This is a genomic window from Streptomyces sp. NRRL WC-3626, assembly GCF_000718785.1.
Taxonomy (GTDB): domain Bacteria; phylum Actinomycetota; class Actinomycetes; order Streptomycetales; family Streptomycetaceae; genus Streptomyces; species Streptomyces edwardsiae.
This window is the reverse complement of record NZ_JOCA01000008.1, coordinates 336,709-361,451: the sequence shown is the minus strand read 5'-3', so window position 1 is coordinate 361,451 and position 24,743 is coordinate 336,709. Positions and strand designations below refer to the sequence as shown.

Below are 24,743 nucleotides of genomic sequence, written 5' to 3'. Positions count from 1 at the left end.
CGCCCCCTCCGCCCTCCGCGGGCAGCCCATCCGCCCCTCCGCCCTCCGCGGGCAGCCCATCCGCCCCTCCGCCCTCCGCGGGCAGCCCATCCGCCCCTCCGTCCTCCGCGGGCAGTCGTGCCGCTGGGGCGGCACGGGTGGGCGCGACGGCACCCCGCAAGCGCCGGGCTGCGCGACCTCCCCCCGGCCCGCACCCACACCGGGCGCCCCGCGATCGCCACCACCCCAGCCCGCCGAGCACGCCCCAGCACCCCCGCCGAAAACCCCCCACACGTTTGGGCCCCCCGCCCAGGGGGACGCGGAAGTCTCCCGACGTACGCCGGAGGCGAACCGTGAGTCGACCCCGCATAGTGATCGTCGGTGCCGGCTTCGCCGGCTACCGCACGGCCCAGACGCTCTCCCGCCTGGCCCGGGGCCGAGCCGACATCACCCTCCTCAACCCGACCGACTACTTCCTCTACCTGCCCCTGCTGCCCCAGGTCGCCGCCGGCATCCTGGAACCCCGCAGGGTCACCGTCTCCCTCTCCGGCACACTGCCGCACGTCAAGCTGGTGCTGGGCGAGTCCGACCGCATCGATCTCGACGCCCGGCAGGTGCACTACACCGGCCCGGAGGGGGAGGCCGGCACCCTCGACTACAACCGCCTGGTCCTCGCCGCCGGCAGTGTCAACAAGCTGCTCCCGATCCCCGGCGTCGCCGAACACGCCCACGGCTTCCGCGGCCTGCCCGAGGCGCTGTACCTGCGCGACCACGTGACCCGCCAGGTGGAGCTGGCCACCGCATCCGACGACCCCAAGCGGTGCGCGGCCCGCTGTACGTTCGTCGTGGTCGGCGCCGGCTACACCGGCACCGAAGTCGCCGCGCACGGACAGCTGTTCACCGACGCGCAAGTCGACAGGCATCCGATGCGCACCGGCATGCGGCCACGCTGGCTGCTCCTCGACATCGCCGACCGGGTCCTGCCCGAACTGGACGAACGCCTCTCCCGCACGGCCGACACCGTGCTGCGGGAACGGGGCGTCGACGTGCGGATGGGCACCTCCGTGAAGGAGGCCACGCACGACGGGGTGCTGCTGACCGACGGGGAGTTCGTCGACACCCACACCCTGGTGTGGTGCGTGGGCGTACGCCCCGACCCGCTCGCCGAATCCCTCGGACTGCCCCTGGAACGCGGCCGGCTGCTCGTCGACCCGCATCTGCGAGTGCCGGGCAGGCCCGAGGTGTTCGCCTGCGGTGACGCGGCGGCCGTACCGGACCTGGAGAAGCCGGGCTCGTACACCCCGATGACCGCGCAGCACGCCTGGCGGCAGGGCAAGGTGTGCGCGCACAACATCGCCGCGTCGTTCGGCGACGGCCGGCGGCGGGCCTACCGGCACAAGGACATGGGCTTCGTGGTGGACCTGGGCGGCGTCAAGGCCGCCGCGAACCCGCTCGGCGTGAATCTGTCCGGGGTGGCGGCCGGCGCGGTCACCCGCGGCTACCACCTCGCGGCGATGCCGGGCAACCGGGTGCGGGTGGCCGCGGACTGGTTCCTCGACGCCGTACTGCCGCGCCAGGCGGTCCAGTTGGGGCTCGTACGGTCCTGGTCCGTGCCGCTCGACACGGCGTCCCCGGAACTCGCGCGGGTACCGGCCGGGGGCCGGCCCGCCGTGACCCCGCCGCCCGGGCAGCCGGCGCCCGGCCCCGATGTCGCGCCCGGCCCTGTCAGGCGTACCGACCGACCCACCGAAGGAGACTCATGAACACCGGTGAACTCGTCGAGCTGGGACAGCAGTTGCGGGTGGACAGCGTCCGTGCCGCGGCGGCCGCCGGCTCCGGGCACCCCACGTCGTCGATGTCCGCGGCGGACCTCATGGCCGTACTGTTCGCCCGCCACTTCCAGTACGACTTCGAGCGCCCCGACCACCCCGGCAACGACCGCTTCGTCCTCTCCAAGGGCCACGCGTCGCCCCTGATGTACGCCGTCTACAAGGCGGCCGGCGCCATCGACGACGAGGAACTGCTCACCTTCCGCGAGAACGGCAGCCGTCTCGAAGGCCACCCCACGCCACGGCGGCTGCCCTGGGTCGAGACGGCCACCGGTTCGCTCGGCCAGGGGTTCCCCGTCGGCGTCGGCATCGCGATGGCCGGGAAGCGGCTGGAGCACGCCGGCTACCGGGTATGGGTGCTGTGCGGCGACAGCGAGCTGGCCGAGGGCTCGGTGTGGGAGGCCGCCGAACACGGCGCCTACGAACATCTGGACAACCTCACGCTGATCGTGGACGTCAACCGGCTCGGACAGCGCGGCCCCACCCGTCACGGCCACGACCTGGACGCCTACGCGCGCCGTTTCCAGGGCTTCGGCTGGCACACCGTCGAGGTGGACGGCCATGACGTGGACGCCGTGGACCGTGCCTACGGGGAGGCCCTGTCCACCAAGGGCCAGCCCACCGTGATCCTCGCCCGCACCCTCAAGGGCAAGGGCGTCGCCTCGATCGAGGACCGCGAGGGACTGCACGGCAAACCGCTGCCGGAGGCCGACGAGGCCATCGCCGAACTCGGCGGCCCCCGCGACCTGCGCGTCCGGGTCCGGCCGCCGTCCGTCGACGTGGCACCGCGCCCGGGAGATCGCGGGCGGCCGGAGCTGCCCCGCTGGGACAGGGGCGAGGAGGCGGCCACCCGCGACGCCTTCGGCGAGGCACTGTCCGCCCTCGGCACCGCGCGCGGCGACATCGTGGTCCTGGACGGGGAGGTCGGCGACTCCACGCGCGCGGAGGCCTTCGCCAAGGAACACCCCGAGCGCTACTTCGAGTGCTACATCGCCGAGCAGCAGATGGTCGCCGCCGCCGTCGGCATGGCCGCGCGCGGCTGGACACCGTACGCCGCGACCTTCGCCGCGTTCCTCACCCGCGCCCACGACTTCATCCGCATGGCGTCGGTCAGCGGCTCCGGCCTCGCCCTCGTCGGCTCCCACGCGGGTGTCGCCATCGGTCAGGACGGGCCCAGCCAGATGGGCCTGGAGGATCTGGCGATGATGCGGGCGGTGCACGGCTCCACCGTGCTGTACCCGTGCGACGCCAACCAGACCGCGCGGCTGGTCGCCGAGATGGCCGGCCTCGACGGCATCCGCTATCTGCGCACCTCGCGCGGGGCGAGCGAGGTGATCTACGGCCCCGACGAGGAGTTCCCCGTCGGTGGCAGCAAGGTGCTGCGCTCCTCCGGCCGCGACCGGCTCACGCTCGTCGCCGCGGGCGTCACCGTGCCCGAGGCGCTGGCCGCCGCCGAGGCGCTGGACGGCGAGGGCATCGCCGTACGGGTGATCGATCTGTACTCGGTGAAGCCGGTCGACCGGGAGACCCTGCGCTCGGCCGCCGAGGAGACCGGCTGTCTGATGACGGTGGAGGACCACCATCCGGAGGGCGGCCTCGGGGACGCGGTGGCGGAGGCCTTCGCCGACGGGCGTCCGGTACCGCGTCTGGTGCGGCTCGGTGTGCGCACCGTGCCGGGGTCGGCCTCCCCCGGGGAGCAGCTGCACGCGGCCGGGATCGACGCCGAGTCCATCGCGGCGGCCGGGCGGCTGCTGGTGGGGGAGGCGATCGTGTCGTGAGCGACGGCGGTGCGCGCATCGTACGGGCGGGCCGTCGCACCCTGGAGATCCACCGGCCGGGGAAGGTGCTCTTCCCCGGCGGCGGGGGCGCGAAGGAGTACACCAAGGGCGACCTCGTCGAGTACCACCGAGCCGTCGCCCCGTATCTGCTGCCGCACCTGCGGGGCCGCCCGCTGATGCTGGACCGGCGCCCGGACGGCATCGACGGGCCGGCGTTCATGCAGAAGAACACCCCGGAGGGCTATCCGGACTGGATCACCCGGACCGAGGTCGCCAAGGAGGGCGGCACCGTCACGCACACGGTGTGCGACGACACCGCCACCCTTCTCCATCTGGTCGACCAGGCGAGCATCACGCTGCACCGCTGGCTGTCGCGCACGGACCGGATCGACCGCCCCGACCGGCTGGTGTTCGACCTGGACCCGTCCGTCGACGACTTCGAGACCGTACGGGAGGCCGCCCGGCTGCTGGGGGAACTCCTCGACGAGCTGAAGCTGCCGTCCGCGCTGATGACCACCGGCTCCCGGGGCCTGCACGTGATCGTGCCCCTGAACGCGGCCGAGGGCTTCGACGACGTACGTGCCTTCGCCCGCGAGGTCGCCGACACCCTCGCCGCCGCCCACCCCGACCGGCTCACCACCGCCGCCCGCAAGAAGGACCGTGGCGACCGGCTCTACCTCGACATCCAGCGCAACGCCTACGCGCAGACCGCAGTCGCCCCCTACACCGTCCGCGCCCTGCCCGGCGCCCCCGTCGCCGTGCCCATATCCCGGGACGAACTGGACGATCCAAAGCTGCACGCCCGCCGCTGGACCGTCGCCGACGCCGTCGAGCAGGCACGCGCCGACCCCTGGTCGCACCTGCCGCGCCGGGGACGCGCCCTCGCACCGGCACGCCGCAGGCTGGCCGCGCTCCGCGACTGAACCACGCCGGCACCCCCGTGACCGGGCACGATGCCCGGCCGCGGGGAACAGGCGGGCGCACAGAGGTTTGGCGAACACTCTTGCGGCCACCCGAAGTGCGAGGTGGCCATGTCGAACACGAAGAACACCGAAGAGTCACAGGGTGCACAGGAACCCCGGGACTCCCACGCATCCCACAGCAGAACCAAGAACAGCGGAACCACTCCCCGGCGCAGCCCGATGGAGCTGCTGCGCCAGGCGCGCGGGCAGCTCGCCGAGCTCACCGGAATGGAAGCCGAGTCCGTGTCGTCCTTCGAGCAGACGGAGGAGGGCTGGTCGCTGGAGGTCGAGGTCCTCGAACTCGAGCGGGTGCCCGACACGATGAGCCTGATGGCGAGCTACCAGGTCGAGCTGGACCCCGAGGGGCAGCTCACCGGGTACCGGAGGGTCCGCCGCTACGAACGCGGGCGGGCCGACGCCCACAGGTCCGGCGGCCGGTAGACCGCCCGGCCGGGCCCGCAGCCACACCCATAGACACACCCACAGACACATCCACAGACAAGGAGGAAGCGTCGGCATGACAGTCGTACCGGCACAGCAGACCGGTGGTGGAGGCGGCAGCAGCGGTCTCTACGACGTGCTCGAGCTTGTCCTGGACAGGGGGCTCGTCATCGACGCCTTCGTGCGCGTGTCCCTGGTCGGCATCGAGATCCTCAAGATCGACGTCCGTGTCGTCGTCGCGAGCGTCGACACCTATCTCCGCTTCGCGGAGGCGTGCAACCGGCTCGACCTGGAGGCCGGGCCCCGCAAGAGCCCGGGCCTGCCCGAGATCGTGGGCGAGGTCACCGAGTCCGGTGCCCGCGGCAAGTCCAAGGGGGCGCTGTCCGGCGCCGCCGAGACCGTCTCCGACGCCTTCAGGCAGGCGCGCGAGGGCAGCGGCTCCGAGCGTGAGACCGAGTCGCGTCCGCGGGCCCGTAAGAGCACCTCGTCCCGCCGGAAGGAGGAGCAGGAGTGAGTACGTACATCTACGGCATCACGGCGACCTCGCACCCCGGCCTCCCCGAGGGCGTGGGCGGCGTCGGTGACCCGTCGCTGCCGGTGCGTGTCCTGCGCGAGGGCGGGCTGGCGGCCCTCGTCAGCGACGCCCCCGAGGGCCTGCGGCCCAAGCGCCGGGAACTGCTCGCCCACCAGAACGTGCTCAGCGAGGCCGGAGCGGCCGGCTGCGTGCTGCCCATGCGGTTCGGCAGCGTCGCTCCCGACGACGGCTCCGTGACCGCGGTGCTCGCCGAGCGCGCCGAGCACTACGAGGAGCGGCTGCGGGCCCTGGACAACAGGGTCGAGTACAACGTCAAGGCCAATCACGTCGAGGACGCGGTACTGCACCACGTGATGGCCGGCAACCCGGAGATACGCGCCCTCGCGGAGGCCAACCGGCAGTCCGGCGGCGGTAGTTACGAGCAGAAGATCCAGCTGGGCGAGATGGTCGCCGCCGCCGTCAAGGCCAAGGAGGCGGAGGACGCCCGCACGCTGGAGGGCGTCCTGGAACCGGAGGCCGACGCGGTGAGCGTGGGCCCCGAGTCCACGGGCTGGCTCGCCAACGTGTCGTACCTGGTACCGCGCGACACGGCGGGGGAGTTCCTGGAAGCGGTGGAACGGGCCCGCAAGGACCTGCCCCACCTGGAAGTGCGTCTGAACGGACCGCTGCCGCCGTACAGCTTCGTCGAGCCCGGCCCGGCCGAGCCGGCGGGCGCCGCGGCCGGCGGAACGGACACCGGAGCGGGGTGACGACATGGGCCTGATCTCGGAGGTGCTGCTGCTGCCGTTCGCACCGGTGCGCGGCAGCGGCTGGGTCGTCCAGCAGGTGCTGCGGGAAGCCGAGCGCATCTACTACGACCCCGCCACGATACGGGCCGAACTGGCACGTCTGGAGGAGCGGTTGGAGTCCGGAGAGATCAGCGAGGAGGAGTTCGACCGGCAGGAGGACGAACTCCTGGACCGGTTGGAGACGGCGACGCGCACCGGCGCGGGTACAGGGGACGGGACGGCACCACGATGAACCGAATGGGACTGGGCCTCGCGATAGGGGCCGGATATCTCCTCGGACGGACCAAGAAGCTGAAGATGGCGGTCGCCGTCGGTGGCCTGGTGGCGGGCAAGAAGCTGAACCTCAGCCCGCGCATGGTCGCCGACCTGCTGTCCCAGCAGCTGCGGGACAACCCGCAGTTCAAGGAGATAGGCGACCAGCTGCGCGGCGATCTGCGGGGCGTCGGCAAGGCGGCCTCCGGGGCGCTGGTCGAGCGGCAGCTCGACTCCCTCGCCGACCGGCTGCACGGCCGTACCGCCGATGTGCGGGACCGGCTGTCGGGTGTCGTACCGCAGGACGAGGACGAGGCCGAGGACGAAAACGAGGCCGAGGACGAGGAGAGGTCCGGGGCCGACGCTGACGAGGCCACGGACGAGGAGGACCGGGACGCCGCGGAACCGGAACCCGAGCGGCCGGCGAAGAAGGCGGCCGCGAAGAAGACGGCCCCGGCGAAGAAGGCCGCCCCCGCCAAGAAGGCGGCGGCGAAGAAGACCGCCCCCGCGAGGCGGACGGCCGCCAAGAAGGCCGCGCCCGCGTCCCGGGGCGCCCGCTCCCGTACGGCGAAGGGAGGCGGTGAGCGATGACCGAGACTCTCGGACGGGCCGGCTCGGCCGCGCGGGACAGCGCGAACGGGGCGGCGAAGAACCCGCTCGCCGGCGTGGCCCACAGCGAGGCCGCCGACCGGCTCAAGGCCGAACTGCAGGACTATCTCGCGGCCCAGGCCACCCGGCTGCTGACCGGCCTCGGCCACAAGCTCGGCGACACCACGAACAAACTCAACGACATCGCCGAAGGCAACAGCCCGGGCTTCGCCAAGCTCGCCCTCGACGGCGGCCGGAAGATCGCCGAGGGGAAGAGCCCGCTGCGCAGCGCGGTCGAACTCGGGGCATCGAAGGCCAAGGACAATGTGATGGGCGCACTCAAGGGCCTGGGCGGCGGCAAGGGCAAGCGGAAGAGCTCCGCGGGCCAGAAGCCCACCGTCATCATGGAGCACATCGATGTCGGGGTGCCGCTGCGCACGGCCTACGACCAGTGGACCCAGTTCCAGGACTTCAGCACCTTCGCCAAGGGCGTCAAGAGCGCCAACAAGGCCGACGACGTGACGTCGGACTGGCAGGCGAAGGTCTTCTGGTCCAGCCGCAGCTGGAAGGCGAAGACCACCGAGCAGGTCCCCGACGACCGCATCGCATGGTCCTCCGAGGGTGCCAAGGGCACCACGCGGGGCGTCGTCTCCTTCCACCGCCTCGACGACAATCTCACCCGCGTCCTGCTGGTCATCGAGTACTACCCGACGGGCCTCTTCGAGAAGACGGGCAACATCTGGCGCGCCCAGGGCCGCCGCGCCCGCCTCGACCTGAAGCACTTCGCCCGCTTCATCACCATCAAGGGCGAGGCCGAGGACAGCTGGCGGGGCGAGATCCGCGACGGCGAGGTCGTCCGCAGCCATGAGGACGTCGTCGCCGAGGAGGAGAACGAGGAGAACGAGGGGCCGCAGGACGAGTACGAGGAGGACTCCGAGGGCGCCGACGAGGACGGGTCCGGCACCGAACCCGAGGACGAGGAGTACGAGCCCGAGTCCGAGGACGAGGAACCCGCGGACGAGTACGAAGAGGAACCCGAGGAGTCCGACGAGCCCGCCGACGAGTACGACGACGAGTACGAGGAGGGCGAGGAGCCGGAGGACGAGTACGAGGACGAGGCCGAGGACGAGGCCGGGCGGTCCGAGAGCCGGAGCCGCCGATGACCACCCCCAGCCGGCTTCCCGAGCCGTATGGGCAGGGCGGCGGCGCCAACCTCGCCGACATCCTGGAGAGGGTGCTCGACAAGGGCGTCGTGATCGCGGGCGACATCCGCATCAACCTGCTGGACATCGAACTCCTCACCATCAAGCTGCGCCTCGTCGTCGCCTCCGTCGACAAGGCGAAGGAGATGGGCATCGACTGGTGGGAGTCCGACCCGGCACTGTCCTCGCGCGCCCGGCGCGACGAACTGGCCAGGGAGAACGCGGAGCTGCGCGAGCGGCTGGCCCGGCTGGAGGAACTGGAACCGCGCCGCGCACAGGAGGAGTCCCCGTGACCGGACTGCGGTACGTCTACGCGGTCTGCCGCCCCTACGGCAAGCCGCTCCAGGCCCAGCTGACCGGGGTCGGCGGCGATCCGCCCCGGCTGCTGGCCCACCGCGGTCTGGTCGCGGTCGTCAGCCATGTGGACGAGGCGGACTTCGCCGAGGACCCGCTGCGCGCGCATCTGGAGGACCTGGACTGGCTGACCGCCGTCGCCCGCGCCCACCAGGGGGTGATCGACGCGCTCACCACCGTCACCAGCCCGCTGCCGCTGCGGCTCGGCACCGTGTTCCGCGACGACAGCGGTGTACGGACCATGATGGAGGCGCGGGAGGAGAGCTTCCTGCGCACCCTGGACCGGCTGGACGGCCGGGTCGAATGGGGCGTCAAGGTCTATGTCGAGGCCGAACCGGAACCCGCGGCGTCGGCCGCGCCCGAGCCGAAGCCGGTGTCCGGCCGGGACTATCTGCGACAGCGGCGGATGCGGACGAAATCGCAGGACGACCTGTGGCAGCGTGCCGAGTCGTTCGCGACCCGGCTGCACGAGACCCTTTCCGGGGCCGCCGAGGACTCCCGGCTGCACGCCCCGCAGAATCCCGCGCTCTCCGGCGCGTCCGGGCGCAATGTGCTCAATGCCGCCTATCTCGTGCCCCGTGTGAAATCCGAGGAATTCGTGGAGAAGGTCGACCGGACGAAGGACGGCACGCCCGGAATTAGGGTGCAACTCACCGGCCCCTGGGCCGCCTATTCGTTCGCCGGTGAGGAAATCGCCGAGGAGGAGGGCTCTTGACCGTCGTCGAACGCCGCGAGATAGCCCTGGTGGATCTGCTCGACCGGCTGCTGGCCGGCGGAGTCGTCATCAAGGGGGACATCACGCTGCGCATCGCGGACGTCGACCTGGTCCGTATCGACCTCAACGCGCTCATCAGCTCGGTGAACGCGCGGGTCCCCTCACCCTTCGAGGATTCGCGGTGACCGCCGCCCCCGACGGCGACCGGCACCCGGAGCCGCGCGACGGCCGGCGCCGCAGCCTGGACCTGGAGCCGGACACGGTCGAACGTGACCTGATCAAACTGGTTCTCACCGTCGTGGAACTGCTGCGCCAGCTCATGGAACGCCAGGCGGTACGCCGGTTCGACGAGGGCGATCTGACGGAGGAGCAGGAGGAGCGGGTCGGTCTCACCCTCATGCTGCTCGAGGACCGCATGGCCGAACTGCGCGACCGCTACGGACTGCGGCCCGAGGACCTGAACCTGGACCTCGGGCCGCTCGGGCCGCTGCTTCCGCGTGACTGAGCACGAGCACGACTGAGTCCCCGGGACCCTGTCCCGGGGACTCAGTCGTGCCGTGTCACTTCACCATCGGTACCAGCGGCCCCTGCCGCCGCCCGCCGACGTACTGCGCATGAAGAACCCCAGCAGCCATACGACGAGAACAGCCAGGGCTATCCACCAGAGAATCTTCACCGCGAATCCGGCGCCGAAGAGGACCAGGGCCAGCAACAGGACAAGAAGAATGGGAACCATAATGTCGTACCTCCTGACATGCTGATTGCCCCGAAAGCTGGATTCAGACGTCCTTGCGGCAAAGAATTTCGCCGTGCAGCACACCGAACCAGCCGTCGTCCCGTTCGCCCCATTTCCGCCAGGCTTCGGCCACCTCCCGCAACCGCTGCCGGGTGGCGTGGCCGCCGTCGACCGCCCGCTCGGCATAGGCGGACGCCACGGTACGGTCCGCCCACAGGCCGCTCCACCAAACCCGCTCGTCGGGGGTGGAGAAGGTCCAGGTGGCCGAGGTCGCGGTGATGTCCGTGAGCCCCGCGGCGAGCGCCCAGGACTTCAGCCGCCGCCCGGCGTCCGGCTCGCCCCCGTTGGCCCGGGCCACCCGCCGGTAGAGGTCCAGCCAGTCGTCCATGCCCGGTGACGGGGGATACCAGGTCATCGCCGCGTAGTCCGAGTCCCGGACGGCGACGATCCCGCCCGGCGCGGTCACCCGCCGCATCTCGCGCAGCGCCCCCACCGGATCGCCCACGTGCTGGAGCACCTGGTGGGCGTGCACGACACAGAAGGTGTCGTCCGGGAAGTCCAGCGCGTGCACGTCCCCCACCGTGAAGGCGGTGTTCGTCAGGCCCCGCCCGGCGGCCACCGCGCGGGCCTGCTCCAGGATGCCCGGCTCCCGGTCGAGGCCGGTGACATGTCCGTCGGGGACGCGTTCCGCGAGGCCGGCGGTGATGGTGCCGGGGCCGCACCCGATGTCGAGGATCCGCATATGGGGCCGCAGGGCCCCGAGAAGATACGCCGCCGAGTTCTCGGCGGTCCGCCAGGTGTGCGACCGCAGCACCGATTCGTGGTGTCCGTGGGTGTAGACGGCGGTCTCCCGCGCTTCCGGCATGACGAGCCCACCCCTTCCCTTGCCGTAGGAGGGCACTCACGGTACGCCCGCCACCCGCATATTGAGACCAACGTTTCATATGCTGGTACGGCATGAAGGGAAACCCGTTTGCCACCTGCGCCGACGACCCCGCACAATCCCCACCATGGGTCACCTGGAAGCCGCGCACCTCGAGTACTACCTCCCCGACGGGAGGGCCCTCCTGGGCGATGCCTCCTTCCGGGTGGGAGAGGGCGCCGTGGTGGCCCTCGTCGGACCGAACGGGGCCGGCAAGACCACCCTGCTGCGCCTGCTGTCCGGCGAGCTGAAGCCGCACGGCGGCTCCGTCACCGTCACCGGCGGACTGGGCGTGATGCGCCAGTTCGTCGGCTCCGTACGGGACGCCTCGACCGTACGGGACCTGCTGGTGTCCGTGGCGCAGCCCAGGATCCGCGACGCCGCCCGCGTCGTCGACGCCGCCGAACACGCGATCATGACGGTCGACGACGAGGCCGCGCAGCTGGCGTACGCACAGGCCCTCGCCGACTGGGCCGAGGTGCGCGGCTACGAGGCCGAGACCCTGTGGGACATCTGCACCATGGCCGCGCTGGGCGTGCCGTACGAGAAGGCGCAGTGGCGCGAGGTCCGCACCCTCTCCGGGGGCGAGCAGAAGCGCCTGGTCCTCGAGGCGCTGCTGCGCGGCACCGACGAGGTGCTGCTGCTCGACGAGCCGGACAACTACCTCGACGTGCCCGGCAAACGCTGGCTCGAGGAGCGGCTCGCCGAGACCCGCAAGACCGTCCTCTTCGTCTCCCACGACCGCGAACTCCTCGCCCGCGCCGCCCAGAAGATCGTCTCCCTCGAACCGGGCCCCGCGGGTGCCGACGCGTGGGTGCACGGCGGCGGCTTCGCCACCTTCCACCAGGCCCGCCAGGAGCGCTTCGCCCGCTTCGAGGAACTGCGCCGCCGCTGGGACGAGAAGCACGCGCAGTTGAAGAAGCTGGTGCTGACGCTCCGTCAGGCAGCCGAGAACAGCCCTGACATGGCGTCCCGTTACCGTGCCGCCCAGACCCGGCTGCGCAAGTTCGAGGAGGCCGGGCCCCCGCCGGAGCCGCCGCGCGAGCAGGACATCAGGATGCGTCTCAAGGGCGGCCGTACGGGCGTACGCGCGGTCACCTGCGAGCAGTTGGAACTGACCGGCCTGATGAAACCCTTCGACCTGGAGGTCTTCTACGGCGAACGGGTCGCCGTCCTCGGCTCCAACGGCTCCGGCAAGTCCCACTTCCTGCGCCTGCTCGCCGGCGACGACGTGGCCCACACCGGGACCTGGAGACTCGGCGCGCGTGTCGTGCCCGGCCACTTCGCGCAGACCCACGCGCACCCCGAACTCCGGGGCCGCACCCTCCTGGACATCCTGTGGACCGAGCACTCCCAGGACCGGGGCGCCGCCATGTCACGCCTGCGCCGCTACGAACTGACGCAGCAGGCCGAGCAGACCTTCGACCGCCTCTCCGGCGGCCAGCAGGCCCGCTTCCAGATCCTGCTCCTGGAGCTCCAGGGTGTCACGGCCCTCCTCCTCGACGAGCCGACCGACAACCTGGACCTGGAATCGGCGGAAGCTCTCCAGGAGGGCCTGGAGAGCTTCGAGGGCACGGTCCTGGCCGTGACCCACGACCGCTGGTTCGCCCGAACGTTCGACCGCTACCTGCTCTTCGCCGCCGACGGCCGGATCAAGGAAACCCCGGCCCCCGTCTGGGACGAACGCAGAGTGGAACGCCCTCGCTGAAAGGGGCGCGGCCCCCGGGGACGGGAAGGGGCGGCGGGGGCGAAGGAGGGAATCCTCCCCCCGCCCATGAGGCCCACCCGCCAGGACGTTCGTACAGTGGACCCAGGAACAGCGAGCACGCACCCGACGAACGGGGCCCCACGATGACCGGAGTCGAGCCCGACCGCCTGGACGACCAGCAGCTCATGAAAGAGCTGGAAACGATCCACCGCACCCGCCACGACACCCTGCTGTACGGCTCCAACGACGCCCTACGCACCCACAACGACCGCATGGCCCGGCTCGAGGGCGAATACCTGCGCCGCAACCCCCGCCGCCTGGTCGCGGCGTCCCGCACACGCGAAGGTGCCCGGGAGCGGACGGCCGCGGACACCACGACCCCCACCACCCCGGGCACCTGACAAACCGGTGCCGAGCCTCCTCAGGCCGCGGCCCCGAACACCTCGAGATACGTCTCGCAGAACGCCTTCAGATCATCGGGCTTACGGCTGGTGACGAGCTTGCCCGCCCCGTGGTCGCAGACCTTCACCTGCTCGTCGACCCAGGTCGCACCGGCATTGCGCAGATCCGTCCGCAGACTGGGCCAACTGGTCAGCACCCGCCCCCGCACGACATCGGCCTCGATCAGCGTCCACGGCGCGTGACAGATCGCGGCGACGGGCCGTCCCTGCTCGAAGAAGTCCCGCACGAACGCGACGGCCTTGTCGTCCATGCGGAGGAAGTCCGGGTTGGCCACCCCGCCCGGCAGGACCAGACCGCCGAAGGAGTCCGCCGACGTCTCGCCGACCACCTCCTGCACGGGGAAGGTGTCCGCCTTGTCGAGATGGTCGAACGCCTGGACCCTGCCCGGGCTCGTCGACACGAGCACGGGTTCGTGACCGGCGTCCGCGGCCGCCTGCCGCGGCTCGGTCAGCTCGACCTGCTCGACGCCCTCGGGCGCGGTCAGGAATGCGATACGCATGCTTCTGTGTCCTCTCGTCTCAGATGTTCCCGCACGTCCCCGACCGTGCCGGGCGCCGAAACCGGGGCGCCGCGAAACCACCGCGACACCCCGGCCGAGCCGGACGCACCGCTCACGCGGTCTCCGTCTCCCGCACCCGCGTCAGTGCCTCGGCCAGCTCCTGGACGCTGCCGTAGCGGTCCTGGCGCGGCAGCCGCTGGAGCGCCTCGATGAGCGCGTCCGGCGCGTACCGCCGGTCCAGGGCGCGCATCAGCTCGCGCGCACCCGCGGGGAACGCCCCGCGGCCCAGGATCCTGGCCAGATCCAGCCGCACCGACTCCAGCGACGTCGGGCCGCGGCCCGGCGTCACCGGGCCGTAGGCGACCTCGGGGTCGTCGTCGGCGAACGGCTCGGGGTCGTGCCATTCCTCGGTACGGGTGGGGTGCCCGGACCGCAGCAGACCCTGCAGTTCGTGCTTCATCTCGTCGTCGCGGTGGACGCTGAGCCGGTCGCTGCCTCGCTGCATGTCTCCCTCCACATCCTTCGGGGTGCGGACCGCGTACCCGGCGAGCGGAGGGTGACACGGGAGTTCCGGTTCCGTTTCGTCCCGGTCCGGGGTTTGGCCGCCGTACGGCGGGAGACCCGGACCGCCACGCCCTCCACGCGCCTCCTGGAGAGGACAGGCCATGGTGGTGCTCGCCCTGCTCATCCCGCCCGTCATGCTCGGTGTGCTCCTCATGCTGGGCCGCTACGAGGACCTCCTGCTGCCACCCGTACCGCCCGAGGCCGATCCCGCCGAGACCGGTCCGGCCGGTTTGGGACGGTGAGACGGGGGCAGGCGCACGTCCAGTGCTTCGGACAGCAGGCACGCCCGTGGAAGCGGCGATCACGCCGCCGAGGGCGCACCTGTCCTCGCGCGGTGCGCTCACCACGGTGACCGTCCGTCCCCTGGGGCCTGTGCGACTCGATCCGCCGGACCGGCCCTGGCACCCCGAGGGAGCTGTGACGCACGATGCCGATCCGAGCGACCGCGACATCCCACCCCCACGACGACGCCCCCGACACCGCGTCCGCCTTCCGCGGACTCGCCGCCCTGCCCGCCGGAGCGGAGCGCGACGCCCTGCGTGAGGAGATCGTCGAGGCATGGCTGCCCATGGCCGACCGCCTCGCCGGACGCTTCCGCAGCCGCGGCGAGAACTTCGACGACCTGCGCCAGGTCGCCGCGCTCGGCCTGGTCAAGGCCGTCGACCGGTACGACCCCGAGCTCGGCAACGCCTTCGAGAGCTACGCCGTGCCGACCATCACCGGCGAGATCAAACGCCACTTCCGCGACCACATGTGGACCCTGCACGTGCCGCGCCGGGTCCAGGAGCTGCGCAACCGGGTGCGGCACGCCTCGCAGGACCTGTCCCAGACCCTCCCCGGCCGCCGGCCCACCGTGGCCGAGATCGCCGAGGAGGCCGATCTCAGCGAGGAGGACGTCCGTACGGGACAGGAGGCGCTGGAGATCTTCAGCGCGCTCTCCCTGGACGCCGAGCTGCCCGGCAGCGACGACGGCTACTCGCTCGGTGACGCCCTCGGCGGGCCCGACCCGGCGCTGGACACGGTGGTCGACCGCCAGGCGGTCAGGGAACGGCTCGCCGCGCTGCCCGAGCGGGAGCGGGCCATTCTCTACATGCGGTTCTTCGACGACATGACGCAGAGCAGCATCGCCGACGAGCTGGGCATCTCCCAGATGCACGTCTCCCGCCTGATCAGCCGCAGCTGCGGCCGGGTACGGGACCAGGTCATGCGGGACACCGGCGAGGAGGCGTAGCCCTCCCTCACCCGTCCGGGTGTGCCCGGTCCCGCCAATGGTGTCCGGCGGCGGGCGGTGCGGAGGCGACGGGGCTGTGATGGGGGTGGGGCGTGACCGAACGCCGTGGCCCCGCCGCCGTCGCTCGAAGGAGCCCGCACCATGCGCCGCACCGTCCGTGCCCTGTCCCTCGCCGCCGCCACCGGCGCCGTCCTCGCGGTCTGCGCACCGGCCGCGTCCGCCGGCTCCGTACCGGACGCCGTGGCCTCCTGGGGCAGCGCCTCCCGCGCGCCCTGCCCCGAGCCGGCGGAACACGAGCCGGACGACGAGGCGTGGGAGGGCTACGAACCGCTGAGCGCCGTACCGGACCCGCTCGAACACGACGCGGACCTCCCGGAGGGCACGACCCTGGACGGCCTCGGCTCCGAACCCGGCCTAGACGCCGAACCCGGCCTCGCCGAACCCGGCCTCGCCGAACCCGGCTTCGACGCGGCGATCCCCGGCCCCGAGGACGGCGACACCGCCGAGCTCGTCGAACCGAAGACCGTGAAGCCGGGGCCCACCGGATCCAAGGCCCCCGCCCCGAGGCCCACCGGATCCAAGACCCCCGCCCCGAAGCCCACCGCGTCGAAGGGCACCCCCTGTGCCACACCGCCCGCGCACCACGGTGTCCACGCCGGCGGGGGCGGCGCCTTCACCGACTCCGTGCCCGCCCTGGCCGCCGGTGGTCTGCTGATCGCGGGCGCGTTCGGCGCCGCCGCCCACCGTCTCCACCGGGACCGCACCACCCGCGCGGACGGCTGACGGCGTGCCGCGGTTCCGGCAGCCGGGCCATGGCACGCGGCACGCCGGGTACAGGGACCGTACGGAGGTGCACATGCGGCGGACGGACCCGGAAGGCCATGGCCCCGTCCGGTTCGGGCCCGCGCTGCCCGAGGACGGGCTTCCCGTGCTGCCCGAACTGGCCGCCGTGCTCGCCGCGGCGGCCTCCCGCGCGGGCGTCGAACCGGTCGGCGGCGGGCCCGCCCTGCTGGAGGCGGCCTGCGGCTACGGCGACCGGCGCGGACTGCCCGCCGCCCCCGACCGGGTGGCGGTCGCCCCCGGCGCGCCCGCCCTGCTGGTGGCGCTCACCGCCGCGCTCGGCGGCGACGTCCTGGTGCCCCGGCCCTGCGCCGCCTGGTGGGCCCCCTACGCGCGGGTGCTCGGCAGCCCCGCCTTCCATGTACCGACCCCGGCGGAGGGCGGCGGCGTGCCCGACCCGTACGCCCTGCTGGAGACCGTGCGCCGGCTGCGGAACGAGGGCGGCGACCCCCGGCTGCTGGTGCTCTCCGTCGCCGACGACCCCACCGCCGGCGTCACCCCGCCCGAGCTGCTCCACGAGACCCTGGAGGCCGCCGTCGCCGAGGGGCTGTACCTGGTCAGCGACGAGACCTGGCGCGACACCCTGCACGACCCGCACGCCACCGTGCTGCTCAGCCCCGCCGAGATGCTGCCGGACCGGGTCACCGTCGTCACCGACCTGGCCGGCGCCCTGCTCCCGCCGGGCTGGCCCGCGGCCGTGGCCCGCTTCCCGGCCGGCGAGGACGGGAACGCGCTCCACGCGCGCGTGCTCGACATCCTCACCGCGCTGGACGCGCAGGTCGCCGCGCCCGTCGCCGCCGCGGCCGGATACGCCCTGTCCGAGCCCGAACCGGTCACCGCGCGGGTCACCGACGCCGTACGGCTGCACGCGCGCGTGGCCGCCGCCGCGCACGCCGCCGTCGTCGCCGGGGGCGCGCTCGCCCGCCCCCCGAGCTGCGGCCGGCACCTGTACGTCGACCTCACCCCCCTGGCGCCCGCGCTGCACGCGCGCGGCATCGGGGACGCCCAGGAACTGGAGGAGTTCCTCACCGCCCGGCTCGGCATGCCCGCACCGGGCGGCCACCGCTTCGGCGACGACCTCGAAGCCCCGCGCGTACGCCTGTCCACCGCCCCCCTGCTGGGCGACACCCCCGCCCTGCGCGCCGAGGCCCTGACCTCACCCGCCCCCCTGGAACTCCCCCGGGTGCGCGACGCGTTGAACCGACTGACGGCGGCATTCGCCGAACTCCGCGACGACACCCGACGCTGACACGGCGTACACCCCGCCGGACCCGCCGGTGCCCGCGCCGCGCGACCGGGGCCGTCCCGTGCTCACCCCGTCGCCGTCCCCCGCAGCCGGCGCCACAGTCCCGGGGCCACGCTGATCAGCACCGTCAGGACGATCGCCGCCAGTACGCCCTCCCACGGGCGGTCGAACAGCGAGCCGCCGACCACTCCGATCAGCTGGTACGTCGCCGCCCAGGCCAGACAGGCCGGCAGATTGCCGCGGACGAAGCGCCGCAGCGGCCACTTCGCGACCAGACAGGCCAGCATCACCGGCAGCCGCCCGGCCGGGACCAGCCGGGACAGCACCAGCACCGCCACCCCGTGGTCGGCGAGCTTGCCCTGCGCCTGCTCCAGCCGGTCCTCCGGGGCACGGTCCCGGATCGCCTCCAGCCAGCGGGAGCCGTTCTTCGACTTCATGCCGCGCCGCCCCAGCCAGTACAGCGCCACGTCACCGAGGAACGCCGCCAGTGACGCCGTCACGAACACCAGCAGCATCGACAGCGGGGCCGCCCGGTGGAAGGCGACCACGGCCGCCGAGCTCACCAGCGCGCCCGTCGGCACCACCGGCACCAGCGCCCCGATCAGCACCAGCAGGAACAGCGAGGGATAGCCGACGGCCTGCTGGGTGATGTCGGGCGCCACGGACGGTACGGCGGCCGCCGGCGACAGCGACGCACCGGCCGCCCGGCCCAGGGCGGGGAGGATCACCGCGCGACCTCCAGGCGCACGCGCTCCCCGTGCCCCAGCCGGTGCACCGACGCACCCGGCGCGTGCCGGGCCGCCTGCCGCTCGAACTCGTACCCGGGCGCGTGGAACTCGTGCGGGCGCACGGCGTCCATCCCGATCGGCCAGTACGTGCCGTAGTGCACCGGCACCGCGCTGGACGCCCCCAGCCGGGCCAGGGCCTCGGCCGCGCGTCCGGCGTCCAGATGCCCCTCGCCCAGATACGGCCCCCAGCCACCCACCGGGAGCAGCGCCACGTCGACCGGCCCGACCTCCTTGGCCATCTCGTCGTACAGACCGGTGTCCCCGGCGAAGTACGTGCGGGCCTCACCCTCCAGGACGAATCCCAGGGCGGGGGCGCGGTGCGGTCCCACCGGCAGCCGGCGCCCGTCGTGCCGCGCGGGCACGGCCCTCACGACCAGGGCCCCGACGGTCGTCACATCGCCGGGCGCCATCTCGCGCACGGCGAGATGCGTCAGCCGGCGCAGTCCCGGCACCGCGCGGGCCGCCCCGCGGGGCACGAGCAGACGGGTGCCGGGGGCGAGCCGGGCCAGCGACGGCACATGCAGATGGTCGGCGTGCAGATGGGAGACCAGGGCCACGTCCGCGTACCGGGCCTGTGGCGGCGGCACTTCTCCGCGCCGGCGCCGCAGATGCGCGAGCCGGCGCGCGAACAGGGGGTCGGTGAGCACGCGTGTGTGCGAGTCCTCGACCGTGCAGGTCGCGTGACCCCACCAGGTGACCTCCACCGGCACCTCTCCGCCTCCTTCGCGCGACTCCCCGAAGCCTACGTGCAGGAGTAGGGTCGGCGGCGAAAACCGGAGGTGAGGGGGCGCCATGGGGCCGGTGAGGGTGACGGCGATCGCGAGTCTGACTCCGCTGGAGGAACTGGACGCCGATCCCTTCCTGGTGGATTCCCGCAGCCAGCACGCCATGTGTGCCCGCTGGGCCGCCGAGCGCGGCTACGAGGTGGCCAGGGAACTCCTCGTACGGAAACTGCGTTTCGACCACTGCCTGCTGTGGGACGGTGTGCGGCCCGGAACGGATCTGTTCGTGGCGCCCAGTCTGCGGGTACTGAAACGCGCGCTGTCCTCGGTGGAGGAGTTCACCGAGGAGTGCGCCCGGCGGGGCGCCCGGCTGGAGACGGCCGGCACCGCCGAACCGTCGTACGACGCGGCGATGAAGGCGCGCGTGCACCGGCGGCTGTCGCTGCCCACGGCCGGCTACGACGGCCGCTGAACGACGGCGGCGTACGGGGACGAATCGCCCCGTCCGGCCGTTGTGACAGGGTGGAGAGGGCCAGGTCGGCCGGGACGTGAGGTGTGCGGGGCGTGGGTGGCGGGCGGTGGCGACGGGTCGCCAGTCAGATCGGGCGGAGTGTCGCCGTGTGGGTGGTCTCCACCCTCACCATGCTGCTGCTCGCCGGCATCCTGCCCGACTTCCGGCTGCGCTCGGCCGACGGCGGCAGCGCCACCGACATCGCGGTCACCGCCGCGCTCGGCGCCGGCGCCTTCGGTCTGCTCTCCGCCCTGGTCTGGCCGTTGCTCGTCCGTCTGCTGCTGCTCGTGCCGGCGCTCGTCCTCGGCCTGCTGGTGTTCTTCCTCAACGGCGCCCTGCTGTGGCTCGCCCTGCGGGTCAACCCCGTCGAACGGGGCGCCGCGGCGCCGGAGACGGCGGTCGTGGTCGCCGCCGTGATGTCCGCCGTCGCCTCCGCCACCGGCGGAGCCCTCGCCGTACGCGACGACGACGCCTACCGCCGCCGCCTCTACCGCCTCGCCCACCGCAGACGCGGCTCCGCCCCGCCCTGCCCCACCACCCCCGGCACCGTCTTCCTGCAGCTCGACGGCGTCGGCCACGACATACTGCACGCCGCCGTCGACAAGGGACTCATGCCCACGGTCGCCCGCTGGCTCGGCACCGGCACCGGCGGCGACCACCCCTCCCACCGGCTCACCCCCTGGCGCACCGACTGGTCCAGCCAGACCGGCTCCAGCCAGCTCGGCATCCTGCACGGCAGCAACCACGACATCCCCGCCTTCCGCTGGTACGAGAAGGCCCGCCGCGAGGTCATGGTCTGCAACCGGCCCACCAGCGCCGCCGAACTCCAGGCCCGCGCCATCGAGAACTCCGGGCATGCCGGACTCCTCGCCGACGACGGCGCCAGCCGCGGCAACCTCTTCAGCGGCGGCGCCGACGAGCAGGCCCTGGTGCTGTCCATCGCCACCCGCCGGCGCGACCCCGCCGCCCGCTCCCGCGCGGGCTACTTCGCCTACTTCTCCGACCCCGCCAACGCCGTACGCACCGCGCTGTCCTTCATCGCCGAGGTCGGCCGGGAGATAGGCCAGTCCACCCGGACCCGGTTCCGCGGGCAGCGCCCGCGTGTCTCGCGCGGCGGCCTCTACCCGCTCGTCCGGGCCTTCGCCACCGTCGTCCAGCGGGACGTGGTGGTCGCCGCCGTCACCGGCGACCTGCTGGCCGGCCGCACCTCCGTCTACGCCGACCTGGTGGCCTACGACGAGGTCGCCCACCACTCCGGGCCGGCCGGCAGGGACACCGAGAAGGTCCTCCAGCGCCTCGACCGCGCCCTCGCCCTGATCGAGCACGTCGCCGAGCACGCCCCCCGCCCGTACCGGATCGTCGTCCTCTCCGACCACGGCCAGAGCCCCGGCGAGACCTTCCGCTCCCGCTACGGCCTCACCCTGGGCGACCTGGTGCGGGCCGGCTGCGGACTGCCCGTACCGCGCAGCGCCGGACGCACCCACAGCGGCGCCGAGGCCCGCGCCGCCGTCCGCGCGGCGCTGCGCAGGCCCGTCGAGGAGGGCGCCGGGCAGCACCGGCCCTCCCGCGGCTCCGAACCGATCGTGCTCGCCTCCGGCAACCTGGGCCTGATCTCCTTCCCGGACGTGCCGCACCGGATGACCAAGGAGGAGATCGACGCCCGCCACCCGGCGCTCCTTGCGACCCTCGCCAACCACCCCGGCATCGGCTTCCTGCTCGTCCGCAGCGAACGCCACGGCGGGGTCGTCCTTGGCGCGTACGGCGCGGAGATCCCGCTGGACCGGCTGGACGACGACCCCGGCCCGCTGGCCGCGTTCGGCCCCGGCGCCGCCGACGCCGTACGCCGCACGCACACCTTCCCGCACACCGCCGACATCATGGTCAACTCCTTCCACGACCCCGCCGACGGCGAGGTCCTCGCCTTCGAGGAGCAGATCGGCTCCCACGGCGGCCTCGGCGGCGCCCAGTCCCGCCCCTTCCTGCTCTCCCCGCTGGTACTGTCCCCGCCGGTTCACGACGGCACGGACCTCGCCGGCGCCGAACAGATCCACCGGGTGCTGCGCCGCTGGCTCACCGAGGCGGACGAGTCGGACATACCGGCGGCGCCGGATCAGGAACGCGCGGCCTGAACACCCCGCCGGGCGCCGGAAATTCGGCTGCGTGAGCGTCCGGTCCCGCCCACACTTGGCGTGTTCGACCGTTTCCGGATCCTGGAGTTCGCCGCGTGCAGGCAGCCGTCACCGTCACCCCCGCCCGTATCCCGGAGCTGCTGCTCGGTCTCGCGACCGTGCGGCCGGTGTTCCTGTGGGGAGCGCCCGGTATCGGAAAGTCCTCCCTGGTCAGGGAGTTCGCCGAGTCGCTGGGGCTGGAGTGCGTGAGCCTGCTGGGCACCCAGCTCGCCCCCGAGGACCTGATCGGCGTCCCGCAGATCCGCGACGGCCGCTCGGTCTTCTGCCCGCCCGAGGCCATCGCCCGCGACGAGCCGTACTGCCTCTTCCTGGACGAGCTCAACGCGGCCACCCCGGACGTGCAGAAGGCGTTCTACTCGCTGATCCTCGACCGCCGCATCGGCGACTACGAGCTGCCCAAGGGCTCCATCGTCATCGGCGCCGGCAACCGCTCCACCGACAACGCCCTTGCCCGCCCCATCGCCTCCGCCCTCGTCAACCGCCTCACCCACGTCCACCTGGAGGCGTCCTCCACGGACTGGCTCGTCTGGGCGGCGGACAACGGCATCCACCCGTGGATCACCGACCACCTCACCGACCGCCCCGACCACCTGTGGTCCAGGCCGCCGAAGACCGAGGAGCCGTTCTCCACGCCCCGCTCCTGGCACATGCTCTCCGACGCGCTGCACTCCTTCGGCCGGGACCTCGACGAGGACACCCTGAAGGTCCTCGCCCACGGCACCCTCACCCCGGCGCACGCCACCGCCTTCTGCGGCTACGTCAAGATCGTCCGCAGCCGCTTCGGCATCGACGCCGTCATCAAGGGCGACGCCCGCTGGCCGCACCGCCTGGAGGACCGCGACCTGCTCTACTACCTCGCCGAGTCGTTCCGCGGCCGCCTCGTCAAGGAACTCCCGGCGACCAAGGAGCACATGTCGGCGAACGGCCGCCAGACCGCGTACCGCGCCAAGTCGCTGCTGGTGCAGCTCGCCGAGATCTCCGTCGAGGTCGCCCAGACCGTCATCGCCTCCGACAGCGACGGCAACCCGGTGCTGCCGTCCTGGTTCCTCGTGGAGGCGGCCCGCGACATGCCCCGGCTGGTGGAGGCCCGCCGGTGAGCCGCGCCCGCGCGAAGGGGCCGAAGAAGCGCGACCTCGCCCAGGAGGCGTTCGACGCGGGACTGCGCCTTGTGCGGGCCAACCCCGCACTGGCCGCCGTCGACTTCGACGTCTGCCGCCGGGAGGACTGCGCGCTCGCGCCCCGCGACGGACTGGTGCGCGTCGACTCCGAGGCCGTACTGCACGCCCACCCGGACCGCATGGCCGACCCGGACGCCTGGGCGTGGGCCCTCGCCCACGCCGTCCTCCACCTCGGTTTCGGCCACGTCCCGGCCGCCAAGGGCATCCGCGAGCAGCCGGACCACTGCGAGCTGGCCGCCCGCTGCGTCGTCGTCGACCGCTTCCTGCTCGGCTTCCCCGTCGGCCGGACCCCCGACCACCTGCCCGCCGCCTACCCCGACGGCGACGAGGAGCGGCTCGCCGCCCGCTGGCGCCGCGACGGCGTCCCGGCCGTGTACGAGCGCTGCGGCACGGCGGGCGGCGAGGCGGACCTGTTCCTCCAGGAGTGGCACGGCTGGTACGGGCAGCCGCCCGACCACCAGCTGGCGTTCGCCACCGCCCTCACCCGCACCGTGTCCGCCGCGATGGACATGGCCGCCGGCCGCCTCGACAGCCTGGACGGCAAACCGGTCCCGCGGCGCCCCTGGGAGCGCGCGCTCGGCTGGTTCGTCTCCTCCTACCCACTGCTCGGCGGCATCGCCTCCGGCATCACGATCGTCGCCGACGCCGAACTCGCCCGCGCCCACGGCATCTCCGTCGCCGCCGTCGACGCCGAGGCGGGCGAGATCTACATCAACCCGCTGCGCCGCTACGACGACGAGGAGTGGCGCTTCGTCCTCGCCCACGAGATGCTGCACGCCGCCCTGCGCCACGGCGACCGCTGCGGCGGCCGCGACCCCTATCTCTTCAACGTGGCCTGCGACTTCGTGATCAACGGCTGGCTCGAGGAGATGGGCGTCGGCACCATGCCCGAGGGCCTGCTCCACGACAAGGAGCTCGCCGGACTCTCCGCCGAGGAGGTCTACGACCGGATCGCCGGCGACGTCCGCCGGATGCGCCGGCTCGCCACCCCGCGCGGCAAGGGCCTCGGCGACATCCTCGGCGGCCCCCTCGGCCCGCCCCGCGACTGCGTCGACCTCGACGGCTTCTACCGCCGGGGCCTCGCCCAGGGCCTGGACCTGCACGACCGGCAGGAGCGCGGCTTCCTGCCCGCCGGCCTGGTCCAGGAGATCCGCGCGCTCAGCCATCCGCCGCTGCCCTGGGACGCCCGGCTCGCCCGCTGGTTCGACGAGTTCGTGCCCCGCCCCGAACCGCTGCGGTCGTACGCGCGTCCCTCCCGGCGCCAGGCGTCCACCCCCGACATCCCCCGCGCGGGACGCCACTTCCCGCCCGAGGAGATCGCCCGCTGCACCTTCGGCGTGGTCCTGGACACCTCCGGCTCCATGGACCGCGTCCTGCTCGGCAAGGCGCTCGGCGCCATCGCCTCCTACGCCGAGGCCCGCGACGTACCGGCCGCGCGCGTGGTGTTCTGCGACGCGGCACCCCACGACGCCGGCTATGTGCCGGTCACCGAGATCGCCGGACGCGTGCGGGTGCACGGGCGGGGCGGCACCGTTCTGCAGCCCGGCATCGACCTCCTCCAGCGCGCCGACGACTTCCCGCCCGGCGCGCCGGTCCTCGTCATCACCGACGGCTGGTGCGACGTGCTGCGGGTCCGGCGCGAGCACGCCTTCCTGATTCCGCGCGGGGCGCGGCTGCCGTTCACCGCGAGAGGGCCCGTCTTCCGGGTGAGTTGAGCCGTGATG

29 protein-coding genes are annotated in these 24,743 nt (G+C 73.0%); 23 read left to right on the top strand and 6 right to left on the bottom strand.

Annotated elements, in window-relative coordinates; all coding sequences use genetic code 11:
- Positions 1 to 332 precede the first annotated feature (332 nt).
- The 13 genes from IF28_RS0115735 to IF28_RS0115675 all read left to right on the top strand — a co-directional run bounded on the left by IF28_RS0115735 (position 333) and on the right by IF28_RS0115675 (position 9,928).
- A complete protein-coding gene (locus IF28_RS0115735) occupies positions 333 to 1,742 on the top strand; it encodes an NAD(P)/FAD-dependent oxidoreductase (RefSeq protein WP_030219782.1) in 1,410 nt (469 codons plus the stop codon).
- On the top strand, positions 1,739 to 3,586 hold the full coding sequence (locus IF28_RS0115730; protein ID WP_030219780.1) for a transketolase: 1,848 nt from the start codon (positions 1,739 to 1,741) through the stop codon (positions 3,584 to 3,586). Before IF28_RS0115735 ends, IF28_RS0115730 begins: the two co-directional genes overlap by 4 nt.
- Entirely contained in the window at positions 3,583 to 4,509 is a 927-nt protein-coding gene (ligD, locus tag IF28_RS0115725; protein WP_030219777.1) for a non-homologous end-joining DNA ligase, read from the top strand. Before IF28_RS0115730 ends, ligD begins: the two co-directional genes overlap by 4 nt.
- Positions 4,510 to 4,617: 108 nt before the next feature.
- Positions 4,618 to 4,989 carry a gas vesicle protein gene (locus IF28_RS0115720; RefSeq protein ID WP_078621186.1) on the top strand — a complete coding sequence of 124 codons (372 nt, stop codon included), beginning with the start codon at positions 4,618 to 4,620 and terminating at the stop codon, positions 4,987 to 4,989.
- A gap of 76 nt (positions 4,990 to 5,065) precedes the next feature.
- Positions 5,066 to 5,503 carry a gas vesicle structural protein GvpA gene (locus IF28_RS0115715; RefSeq protein WP_030219771.1) on the top strand — a complete coding sequence of 146 codons (438 nt, stop codon included), beginning with the start codon at positions 5,066 to 5,068 and terminating at the stop codon, positions 5,501 to 5,503.
- The gene (locus tag IF28_RS0115710; protein ID WP_030219768.1) at positions 5,500 to 6,273 is read left to right on the top strand and encodes a GvpL/GvpF family gas vesicle protein; all 774 of its coding nucleotides are present in this window, start codon (positions 5,500 to 5,502) and stop codon (positions 6,271 to 6,273) included. The genes IF28_RS0115715 and IF28_RS0115710 overlap by 4 nt, the downstream gene beginning before the upstream one ends.
- Before the next feature lie 4 nt (positions 6,274 to 6,277).
- Positions 6,278 to 6,544: a gas vesicle protein GvpG gene (locus tag IF28_RS0115705; protein WP_030219765.1), complete on the top strand. Its 267-nt coding sequence runs from the start codon at positions 6,278 to 6,280 to the stop codon at positions 6,542 to 6,544.
- Complete coding sequence (locus IF28_RS0115700) at positions 6,541 to 7,155, top strand: hypothetical protein (protein ID WP_030219763.1); 615 nt, start codon at positions 6,541 to 6,543, stop codon at positions 7,153 to 7,155. Before IF28_RS0115705 ends, IF28_RS0115700 begins: the two co-directional genes overlap by 4 nt.
- Positions 7,152 to 8,315 (top strand): SRPBCC family protein, encoded by a 1,164-nt coding sequence (locus IF28_RS0115695; protein ID WP_030219761.1) that lies wholly within the window; start codon positions 7,152 to 7,154, stop codon positions 8,313 to 8,315. Before IF28_RS0115700 ends, IF28_RS0115695 begins: the two co-directional genes overlap by 4 nt.
- Positions 8,312 to 8,647 carry a gas vesicle protein gene (locus tag IF28_RS0115690; protein WP_030219759.1) on the top strand — a complete coding sequence of 112 codons (336 nt, stop codon included), beginning with the start codon at positions 8,312 to 8,314 and terminating at the stop codon, positions 8,645 to 8,647. Before IF28_RS0115695 ends, IF28_RS0115690 begins: the two co-directional genes overlap by 4 nt.
- Positions 8,644 to 9,423, top strand: a complete 780-nt coding sequence (locus IF28_RS0115685; RefSeq protein WP_030219757.1) for a GvpL/GvpF family gas vesicle protein — start codon at positions 8,644 to 8,646, stop codon at positions 9,421 to 9,423. Before IF28_RS0115690 ends, IF28_RS0115685 begins: the two co-directional genes overlap by 4 nt.
- A complete protein-coding gene (locus tag IF28_RS0115680) occupies positions 9,420 to 9,608 on the top strand; it encodes a gas vesicle protein (RefSeq protein ID WP_030219753.1) in 189 nt (62 codons plus the stop codon). Before IF28_RS0115685 ends, IF28_RS0115680 begins: the two co-directional genes overlap by 4 nt.
- Positions 9,605 to 9,928: a gas vesicle protein K gene (locus IF28_RS0115675; protein WP_051713760.1), complete on the top strand. Its 324-nt coding sequence runs from the start codon at positions 9,605 to 9,607 to the stop codon at positions 9,926 to 9,928. The genes IF28_RS0115680 and IF28_RS0115675 overlap by 4 nt, the downstream gene beginning before the upstream one ends.
- Before the next feature lie 60 nt (positions 9,929 to 9,988).
- Here IF28_RS0115675 and IF28_RS0115670 read toward each other — a convergent pair whose 3' ends face one another.
- Positions 9,989 to 10,159 (bottom strand): hypothetical protein, encoded by a 171-nt coding sequence (locus tag IF28_RS0115670; protein WP_030219747.1) that lies wholly within the window; start codon positions 10,157 to 10,159, stop codon positions 9,989 to 9,991.
- A 43-nt stretch (positions 10,160 to 10,202) separates the two neighbouring features.
- Complete coding sequence (locus IF28_RS0115665) at positions 10,203 to 11,024, bottom strand: methyltransferase domain-containing protein (RefSeq protein WP_030219744.1); 822 nt, start codon at positions 11,022 to 11,024, stop codon at positions 10,203 to 10,205.
- A gap of 145 nt (positions 11,025 to 11,169) precedes the next feature.
- Between IF28_RS0115665 and IF28_RS0115660 the strand changes: the two genes are divergently transcribed.
- Positions 11,170 to 12,789 (top strand): ABC-F family ATP-binding cassette domain-containing protein, encoded by a 1,620-nt coding sequence (locus tag IF28_RS0115660; protein WP_030219741.1) that lies wholly within the window; start codon positions 11,170 to 11,172, stop codon positions 12,787 to 12,789.
- 143 nt (positions 12,790 to 12,932) lie between these two features.
- The gene (locus IF28_RS0115655) at positions 12,933 to 13,190 is read left to right on the top strand and encodes a DUF6158 family protein (protein ID WP_030219739.1); all 258 of its coding nucleotides are present in this window, start codon (positions 12,933 to 12,935) and stop codon (positions 13,188 to 13,190) included.
- Between the two features lie 20 nt (positions 13,191 to 13,210).
- Here IF28_RS0115655 and IF28_RS0115650 read toward each other — a convergent pair whose 3' ends face one another.
- Entirely contained in the window at positions 13,211 to 13,750 is a 540-nt protein-coding gene (locus IF28_RS0115650; RefSeq protein WP_030219737.1) for a type 1 glutamine amidotransferase domain-containing protein, read from the bottom strand.
- Between the two features lie 112 nt (positions 13,751 to 13,862).
- The gene (locus tag IF28_RS0115645; RefSeq protein WP_030219735.1) at positions 13,863 to 14,255 is read right to left on the bottom strand and encodes a DUF2795 domain-containing protein; all 393 of its coding nucleotides are present in this window, start codon (positions 14,253 to 14,255) and stop codon (positions 13,863 to 13,865) included.
- Between the two features lie 160 nt (positions 14,256 to 14,415).
- On the opposite strand from IF28_RS0115645, the gene IF28_RS39445 reads away from it, so the two are divergent.
- From IF28_RS39445 to IF28_RS0115625, 4 genes are all read left to right on the top strand, one after another.
- Positions 14,416 to 14,556, top strand: coding sequence for a hypothetical protein (locus tag IF28_RS39445; RefSeq protein WP_199808995.1), 141 nt, complete (start codon positions 14,416 to 14,418; stop codon positions 14,554 to 14,556).
- A 185-nt stretch (positions 14,557 to 14,741) separates the two neighbouring features.
- On the top strand, positions 14,742 to 15,545 hold the full coding sequence (locus IF28_RS0115635; protein WP_030219733.1) for an RNA polymerase sigma factor SigF: 804 nt from the start codon (positions 14,742 to 14,744) through the stop codon (positions 15,543 to 15,545).
- A 141-nt stretch (positions 15,546 to 15,686) separates the two neighbouring features.
- Positions 15,687 to 16,328 (top strand): hypothetical protein, encoded by a 642-nt coding sequence (locus IF28_RS0115630; protein ID WP_030219731.1) that lies wholly within the window; start codon positions 15,687 to 15,689, stop codon positions 16,326 to 16,328.
- Between the two features lie 73 nt (positions 16,329 to 16,401).
- Positions 16,402 to 17,634, top strand: coding sequence for an aminotransferase class I/II-fold pyridoxal phosphate-dependent enzyme (locus IF28_RS0115625; RefSeq protein ID WP_030219729.1), 1,233 nt, complete (start codon positions 16,402 to 16,404; stop codon positions 17,632 to 17,634).
- A 62-nt stretch (positions 17,635 to 17,696) separates the two neighbouring features.
- On the opposite strand, the gene IF28_RS0115620 is transcribed toward IF28_RS0115625, so the two are convergent.
- Positions 17,697 to 18,320: a DedA family protein gene (locus IF28_RS0115620; RefSeq protein WP_037893340.1), complete on the bottom strand. Its 624-nt coding sequence runs from the start codon at positions 18,318 to 18,320 to the stop codon at positions 17,697 to 17,699.
- 35 nt (positions 18,321 to 18,355) lie between these two features.
- Entirely contained in the window at positions 18,356 to 19,129 is a 774-nt protein-coding gene (locus IF28_RS0115615) for an MBL fold metallo-hydrolase (protein ID WP_030219724.1), read from the bottom strand.
- Between the two features lie 82 nt (positions 19,130 to 19,211).
- Here IF28_RS0115615 and IF28_RS0115610 point away from each other — a divergent pair, with 82 nt between their 5' ends.
- The 4 genes from IF28_RS0115610 (at position 19,212) to IF28_RS0115595 (ending at position 24,734) form a co-directional block, all read left to right on the top strand.
- Entirely contained in the window at positions 19,212 to 19,613 is a 402-nt protein-coding gene (locus IF28_RS0115610; RefSeq protein ID WP_030219722.1) for a hypothetical protein, read from the top strand.
- Positions 19,614 to 19,696: 83 nt separating this feature from the next.
- Entirely contained in the window at positions 19,697 to 21,781 is a 2,085-nt protein-coding gene (locus IF28_RS0115605) for a phage holin family protein (protein WP_078621184.1), read from the top strand.
- Positions 21,782 to 21,876: 95 nt separating this feature from the next.
- Positions 21,877 to 22,938, top strand: coding sequence for an ATP-binding protein (locus tag IF28_RS0115600; RefSeq protein WP_030219716.1), 1,062 nt, complete (start codon positions 21,877 to 21,879; stop codon positions 22,936 to 22,938).
- On the top strand, positions 22,935 to 24,734 hold the full coding sequence (locus IF28_RS0115595; protein WP_030219713.1) for a DUF2201 family putative metallopeptidase: 1,800 nt from the start codon (positions 22,935 to 22,937) through the stop codon (positions 24,732 to 24,734). Before IF28_RS0115600 ends, IF28_RS0115595 begins: the two co-directional genes overlap by 4 nt.
- Positions 24,735 to 24,743 lie beyond the last annotated feature (9 nt).